The following is a 7132-nucleotide window of genomic DNA, read 5'->3' on the forward strand; positions in this document are numbered from 1 at the left end:
AGGCGGCACCTCAGGCCGCCGGACCGACCGTCGGCCAAGCCAAGCCGGCTCCAACGATTCTGCCGACGCAGGAGATGCCGGCGGCGCAGGGGCTGGATTAGCGAGGCGGGTTTGGCGTGACGGCGCCAGCCACACTGACGCTGTCGTCGCTGCGAACGCATGCGAACGCAGGGACCCATAACTCCAGGGTGCAGTTTGGCGAAGATTCGGAGTCCTGTACGCGCACTCATTCCACCGATAGATCACGCGGTATGGATTCCTGCGAACGCAGGGACGACCTCGGGGTGAGAGTGAGCACAACAAAAAGCGCCCGAAAATCTCGGGCGCCTTTTGCATGAAAGCGATCGCCGCTCAGCTCCGCGGATACCCCGCCGCTTCCAGGATCAAATTCGCCACCTCCTTCGGATGCGACACCAGCGAGAGGTGGCCGGCATCGAGCTCGATGGCGGTGGCGTTCATGCGTTTGGCGAGGAAGCGTTCGAGATCGGGATTGATGGTGTAGTCGTTCTTCGACACCGCGTACCAGCTCGGCTTGGCGTGCCACGCCGCCTCCGTGGTGCGGCCGGCGAAGATCGAGGCCGCCGTCGGCCATTGCACTGCGTAGAGCTCCTTCGCCCGCTCCGGCTTCACGCCATTGGCAAAGTACTTCAGGAAGGCGTCCTCCGAGAGCTTGGTGGTGCCGTCGCGCTCGACGATGCCGGCGCGGGCCGGGCCTGCGGGAAACTGCTTGGACAGTGCGACGAAATCCTCGTTCGCATCGGGCGCGCGGGCGGCGATATAGACAAGGCCGGTGACCTTCGGGTCGGTGCCGACCTGGCTGATCACGGTGCCGCCCCAGGAATGGGCGACCAGCACCGTGGGACCATCCTGCTCGGCCAGCGCGCGCTTGGTTGCCTCGACAGAGTCGGCAAGCGACGACAGCGGATTCTGCACGGCCGTCACATGCAGGCCCGCGGCCTGGAGGATCGGGATCACCTCCGACCAGCTCGAGCCGTCGGCCCAGGCGCCGTGCACCAGCACGACGTTGGTCGCCTTCACGGTCTGCGGCGTCTGTGCGTGAGCGAGGCTGAGGGGGGCCACCAGCAGGCTCGCGGCGACGAAAAGGCTGCGCCAAAGTGTCATGATCGTTCTCCGTCTCATTTTGTGTTCGATGTCCAAAGGACGGTGCCCGGGGTGGCGGCGTTACGCTTGGTCACTCATCCGTGACAAACGTCCTGATCGGGCGCACACGAGACGCGTAAGCAAGGTTACGGAGTGTGGGCGGTAACGTAGAACGACAGACTCGACCCTGTATTTCCAGTTCAACCGAAAACCAGCCGGCTGCTCGCGAACGTTTAGCGAGGCAACGACGGAACAAGCAAAAAAACGCCCCGGGGCACCGGGGCGTTTTCTCAACCTGGAAGTCGCGTGCTGCTTAGGCGGCTTGGGCGGCCGAGTTCTCGATCACCTGCGCCTTCGGTGCGCCGGTGTTGATCGCGATCTGGCGCGGTTTCTTCGCCTCGGGAATCTCGCGGACGAGATCGACATGAAGCAGGCCATTCTCGAGCGAGGCGTCCTTCACTTGCACGAAGTCGGCGAGCTGGAAGGCGCGCTCGAAAGCACGCGCGGCGATGCCGCGGTAGAGCACTTCGGACTTCGAGTTCTCGTTGGCGACCTTCTCGCCCTTGATCGTCAGCGTATTTTCCTTCGCGACGATGGAGAGCTCATCCCTGGCGAAGCCCGAGACCGCAACGGTGATGCGGTAGGCGTTCTCGCCGGTACGCTCGATGTTGTAGGGGGGATAACCGGGGCTGCCGTCCGAACCGGCCTGGTCGAGCAGGCTGAAGAGGCGGTCGAAGCCGACGGTGGAACGATAGAACGGGGTGAGATCGTAGCTACGCATGGTCAAGTCCTCCATTGAGCGACTGTTTGGTAACCCGCCCGCCAATCGGGCCGGGCTTTAGTCTGTGTGCAGCCTCATGTTCCGGTTCCGAAACACTGGTAGCGGCCTGCACGAAGATGATATGGGTGGAACGAGACGGCGTTCAAGAGGGCGGCATTTGCGCCTTTTCGGCGCTTTGGCCCCTTGATTTGCAGCACTTCGCGCCCAAGCACCTCCAATCATGACGCTGGTCTCGATCCCGTCCAATCCCGTCCCCGAAAACGTCGTCAGCGGCACCATCAAGACGCCCGATGGCGCCGAGCTGCGCTTTGCGCGCTGGGCGCCGCCGGCGGGCCGCAAGGGCACCGTCTGCGTCTTCACCGGACGCAGCGAGCAGATCGAGAAATATTTCGAGACCGTGCGCGATCTGCGTGACCGCGGCTTTGCGGTGGCGATGATCGACTGGCGCGGACAGGGCCATTCCTCGCGCCGCCTGCGCGATCCGCGCAAGGGATATGTGCGCGATTTCTCCGATTTCGAGGTCGACGTCGAGGCCTTCGTGCAGCAGGTGGTGCTGCCGGATTGCCCGCCGCCGTTCTTCGCGCTGGCCCACTCCATGGGCGGCACGGTGATGCTGCGGGTGGCGCATGCGGGCAAGCGCTGGTTCGACCGCATGGTGCTGTCGGCGCCGATGATCGACCTGCCCGGCCGCACCACCTCGTTTCCGGTGCGTGCGCTGCTCAAGACGATGCGGCTGCTCGGGCAGGGCGGCCGTTACGTCCCCGGCGGCAGCGATCGCCTCACCGGTCTCGATCCCTTCATCAACAATCCCGTGACCAGCGATCCGGTGCGCTATGCACGCAATGCCGCGATCCTGGAGGAGGACCCGACGCTCGGGCTGGCGTCACCGACCGTGGCCTGGGCCGATACCGCGTTCCGCGCGATGAACACGTTCAAGGGCGTGAACTACCCCTCGCAGATCCGCCAACCGATCCTGATGCTGGCGGCCTCTAACGACGCCGTGGTCTCCACCGCGGCGATCGAGGAATTCGCCTATCACTTGCGCGCCGGCTCCCATCTCGTGATCGCCGGCGCCAAGCACGAGATCCTCCAGGAACAGGATCGCTACCGCTCCCAGTTCTGGGCCGCCTTCGACGCCTTCGTGCCGGGTACGCCGCTGTTCAAGTGAGAGGGCAGTGACGACGAGGGAGTCCTCGTTCTCCGTCATTGCGAGGAGCCCTTGCGACGAAGCAATCCAGGCTGCTTCCGCGGAGACAGTCTGGATTGCTTCGCTTCGCTCGCAATGACGAAGTACGGGTCCGCTACAGCGTCTTTAGATATTCGATCAAATCGTAGCGCTCGGCGTCGTCCTTGAACACGCGGCCGATCACGCCGGGGCGTTTCGGCTCGCCGTCCTTGCGCTCGAAGGAATGGCCGAGCACGCTGTTGCCCTGGATCGGATCCTTCTCTGACCCCGCCGAGAACTGCGTTTCGCCCGTCTTGCATTTCTCGTCCGCGGTCACCGCAAAGCCCACGGTGTCAGGGTCATAGTCGCGGCGGCCCATGCAGAATTTTTGCGGGCGCTCGCTCGCCGGCTTCAGCAGCCAATACAACGAGGGCACCGAACCGTTGTGCAGATAAGGCGCCGTGGCCCATATGCCGTTCAGCGGCCGCGCGCGATAACGCGGATCAGGCGCCGGATTGAGACAGTTCTTGCGCGCCAGATTCCACAGTTTCGCTCGTTCGGCGTCCGTGACCTTCTCGTCGTCCATCCATTTGCGGGCGACGAGATCGACCACCGTCATCAGGCCGAGCGCATAGACCATCTCGTTGGGCGAGGTGCTCGCGGTCGGGACCTCGCATTGCCACCATGTCTGGAGGTCGGCCGTATTCACCTTCAGGAAGCCGGGCACATCGACGATCCTCTTGCTGAGAACGAGCGACTGTTCGGGGTCCGTCTTGATCTCGTCGAGGGGGATCGTCACCGCGTTCAGGACCTTGCTGTCGCCGTTCGGCTCCCAATGCTTCGATGACCAGAAGGCGGGAGTGTCGACGGCCGGCAGGTGGCATCCGGAGCACATCTCGGCGTAGATGGCGCGGCCGCGCTCGACGCGATCCGGCTTCAGCCGCCATGCATCGCCGAGAATCTGCGAAGGCCATTTCGGCGCGAGCAGGCCGCCGAACTTCGGACCGGTGGAAGGATCGGCCGGCTTGAACGGATCGGGACCTCTCAGCATGTCCTCGATCCAGCCGAGTGTCCTGATGTGGACGGAGGACCGCCACAGCCTTTCCTCCGGATAGGCGTCGGACAGATTGAGCAGCGCGGTCACGCCGAGCGCTTCGCCGGCATTGCGGATCAACGGCTGCTCAATCGAGGCGTCGTATTGGGCGAACTTGAACCAGGGCACGGTCCAGATCGGGGGGTAGCTGACCGGTGCGTCCTGGGCGTGCAGGTTCTTCTCGAATCCCTTGACCCCGCTCAGCGCGAGATCCTGCGAGAAGACCTGGTTGCCGATACGGTTGAGCGCGTCGAGGCGGCCGAAACCTTCCTCTGTGTCCTGCTGCTGCCTGCCGTTCCAGGTCTTCTTGCCTTCAATCGTCTGTTGCTGGGTTTTCGCCCAGTCGATCAGGAACGTGCCGATCGCGCTGAGCTTCTGCTTGAGCGCGGCGCGGTCCGTCTTGCTGGCGTCGGGGCCGAGCACGCGATCGGCAAAGCGTTGGAAGCGGAACGGGACGTACAGGGTGTAGGCGATCGAAAGGCCGGTGGAGAGTTCCAGCTTCTTCAGGTCGGTCATGGCTGGGCCGCCGTCGAAGCGGACGTCCACGCCCTGGTAATGGATCTGGCCGGTGTGGCAGGCCGAGCAGGTCAGCCCGATCTTGTCCTCCTCGCGACGGCCGGTCGCGGGATCGACGACGCCGGACATCCGCGCGAAGCCGACCGGCAGGCCGTCGACGTTCTCCGCCGGCGTCCACCTGGTCGACCAGTCCGGCACCTGCGTCGTCTCATAGACATTGGCGTAACCGAAGCGGCGCAGTGTCGTCATGTCGGTCTGGATCGACTGCGGGCTCGGGATGAAGCCGAAGCCTTCGAGATAGGTGCTGTCCTTCATCATGCCCGGCTTTGAGAACAGATGAAGCCGCGGCTGCTCCAACGCCATGAACCATTCGTAGGGCACCGGGAAGGTCGCGGTGCCCTGGCTGGCATGATGGAACCAGTGCCGGTCCTTCAGCGACCAGTTCTGCTCGAGCCAGAAGGCGGCCTTCGTCTCCGGGACCGCAGGCAAGGGCGGCGGCAGAAGATTCACGAGGATCCCCTTCTGCGGCAGCATGGCGCGGACCTGGTTGGGGAATTCGGCGACGGCCACCAGTGCGACGAGGCCAAGGCCGATGACGAACGCCGTCAGCGCGACCGCCCAGCGAAAGCGGAGCTGGCAGGCCGACAGCAGCGGCTGCGACAATATCCGCTGGTTGATACGGTCGGGGAATCTGCGCTCGTTGAACAGCGTGCGCACGTCGGCCACGCTGAGATAACGCTCCCCGTCATTCTTGCCCTTGCCGATGATCTTCAAGAGGATGGGCCATTCGAACTTCATCAGCAGCGGGTAGTACCAGCGTGCGGCGCTGCCGGCGCGCTTGAGGTTGTCGCGCATGAAGGTCTTGATTTCCGCGGCGTTGAGGCCGGGCTCGCTGCTGCCGGTGTTCGGGTCGGTGTAGGTCCGGCCGAAGCTCGCGAGCCGCGCGATCTCGTCCTCGTTGACCTTGCCGTCGACGCTGAGGATGCGCGAGCCGGCGCCGCGCTTGTCGAGCGGACCACCGCGCAGCGCGTCGAGCTGCGCGCCCGACCAGATGCTCTTCAGAATGTGACCGATACCGTTGGCGATGAGCGCAACGCCGCGGACCTGGATGCGGGCCGAGATCTTCTTCAGCCCCGTCTCGCCGGTCGCATTCGCGATGGTCTGCGAGAGCGTGTTGAGCGGGACGGTCCCGCCCTCGACGAAACCTTCACCGACGAGGCCGCGCAGGAACGGACAGGGATTGTTCGGCGAGACCGGGATCGAGGGATCGAAGGGCGGCTTCGAAGTGGGATGATGCATGGCCCAAATCCTGAAAACAGCGAATCGAAATGCGCAGGCGCGCTGTTAGAGCGCGGAAAGTCCTAACAAACCGACAGCAGGTGATACTACTTCAGCGTGTAGCGAAGTGTGGCCGAATTCACTGTCGTGTCAACAAAAGCCGGTGCGGATTTGCCAGGGGACCGGTCAGGGGATGCCAAGAGCCCTGACTGCCAAGCCCTGACTGCCAAGAGCGCCCATGCCGCTGTTCAGGACTCGGCGGCGCGTTTGACGTCGCTCTGCACCAGGGTCAGCTTGCCGAGCGGCACGCCGGCCTTCAGCAGCCCCTCGCGGTAATGGGCGAGGTCCTCAGGCCGCTTCCAGTGGAAGTTGCGCAAGTGCCTGTCGACATTCAGGGTTGGATAGTTTCCCATCAGCACGCCGACGGCCTCGCTCGCCTCGCCACTCCGTCCCATCTGAGCCAATGCCGCGGCACGGATCGCCAGCGCCTGCATGTGGTTCGGGTTGATGTAGAGCTGTTCGCGGGCCCATGACAGGGTCGCGTCATATTGGCGTAACAGGTAGTGACTGAAGGCGTTCAGCGCCGCCCATTGGTAGCGTGGGTCGCTGTTGTCGCGCTGCACCGCCATCGAAAACAGCTCGATCGCCTCGCGGTGCTCGCCGATGACGAAATGGCAGATGCCCAGCACGCCGCGCGCGCCGTTGTCGTAGGGGTTGAGCGCGACCGCACGCTTGGCGGCGTCCATCGCGGCCTCGTAGTGCCCCTCCATGCCGTGAGCCCAGGACAGGATCGAAAACGCGAAGGAGGAGCGCGGGTCGAGCCGGACGCTGGTTTCGGCGAGGTTCATCGCTTCGGCCCACATCTCCCGCGTGCCCTTGACCCAGCCGAACTGGATGCTCTGGATCTGGATCGTGGCGAGATAGGCGTGCGCGATCGACAGTTTGGGATCGAGCCGGATGGCCTCCCGGAACAGGTCGACGGCGGCGGCCAGGTCTTCCTTGGTCTGCCGGTAGTAATGCGACAGGCCCTTGAGGAAGCGGTCCCAGGCGCTCACGTCGGTGCTCAGGCGCGCCGGCGCCGAGGCCTCGGCCCGGACGATCTCGGTGGCGATGGCGGCGGACAGGTTGGTGGTGATCTCGTCCTGCATCGCGAAGAGGTCGCCGATGTCGCGATCGTAGCGGCCGGTCCAGAGCTGCT

5 protein-coding genes are annotated in these 7132 nt (G+C 64.4%); 1 reads left to right on the plus strand and 4 read right to left on the minus strand.

Going from position 1 to position 7132, the window contains the following annotated elements; genetic code table 11:
• Positions 1-351: 351 nt before the first annotated feature.
• Positions 352-1122 (minus strand): alpha/beta fold hydrolase, encoded by a 771-nt coding sequence (locus MOV75_RS21390; protein WP_246926072.1) that lies wholly within the window; start codon positions 1120-1122, stop codon positions 352-354.
• A 292-nt stretch (positions 1123-1414) separates the two neighbouring features.
• Positions 1415-1882 (minus strand): Hsp20 family protein, encoded by a 468-nt coding sequence (locus MOV75_RS21395; RefSeq protein ID WP_246926073.1) that lies wholly within the window; start codon positions 1880-1882, stop codon positions 1415-1417.
• Positions 1883-2102: 220 nt separating this feature from the next.
• Here MOV75_RS21395 and MOV75_RS21400 point away from each other — a divergent pair, with 220 nt between their 5' ends.
• Positions 2103-3050, plus strand: coding sequence for an alpha/beta fold hydrolase (locus MOV75_RS21400; protein ID WP_246926074.1), 948 nt, complete (start codon positions 2103-2105; stop codon positions 3048-3050).
• A 133-nt stretch (positions 3051-3183) separates the two neighbouring features.
• On the opposite strand, the gene MOV75_RS21405 is transcribed toward MOV75_RS21400, so the two are convergent.
• Both MOV75_RS21405 and MOV75_RS21410 read right to left on the minus strand, forming a co-directional pair.
• The gene (locus tag MOV75_RS21405) at positions 3184-5955 is read right to left on the minus strand and encodes a di-heme-cytochrome C peroxidase (protein ID WP_246926075.1); all 2772 of its coding nucleotides are present in this window, start codon (positions 5953-5955) and stop codon (positions 3184-3186) included.
• Positions 5956-6182: 227 nt separating this feature from the next.
• A partial coding sequence (locus MOV75_RS21410; protein ID WP_247006543.1) for a tetratricopeptide repeat protein occupies positions 6183-7132 on the minus strand: 950 nt, incomplete at its 5' end.

Source organism: Bradyrhizobium sp. PRIMUS42, from assembly GCF_023006515.1.
Taxonomy (GTDB): domain Bacteria; phylum Pseudomonadota; class Alphaproteobacteria; order Rhizobiales; family Xanthobacteraceae; genus Bradyrhizobium.

Bases quoted from the DNA above. Each gene is read 5' to 3' on its own strand.
- MOV75_RS21390 (WP_246926072.1), bottom strand. From the start codon at position 1,122: ATGACACTTTGGCGCAGCCTTTTCGTCGCCGCGAGCCTGCTGGTGGCC.
- MOV75_RS21395 (WP_246926073.1), bottom strand. From the start codon at position 1,882: ATGCGTAGCTACGATCTCACCCCGTTCTATCGTTCCACCGTCGGCTTC.
- MOV75_RS21400 (WP_246926074.1), top strand. From the start codon at position 2,103: ATGACGCTGGTCTCGATCCCGTCCAATCCCGTCCCCGAAAACGTCGTC.
- MOV75_RS21405 (WP_246926075.1), bottom strand. From the start codon at position 5,955: ATGCATCATCCCACTTCGAAGCCGCCCTTCGATCCCTCGATCCCGGTC.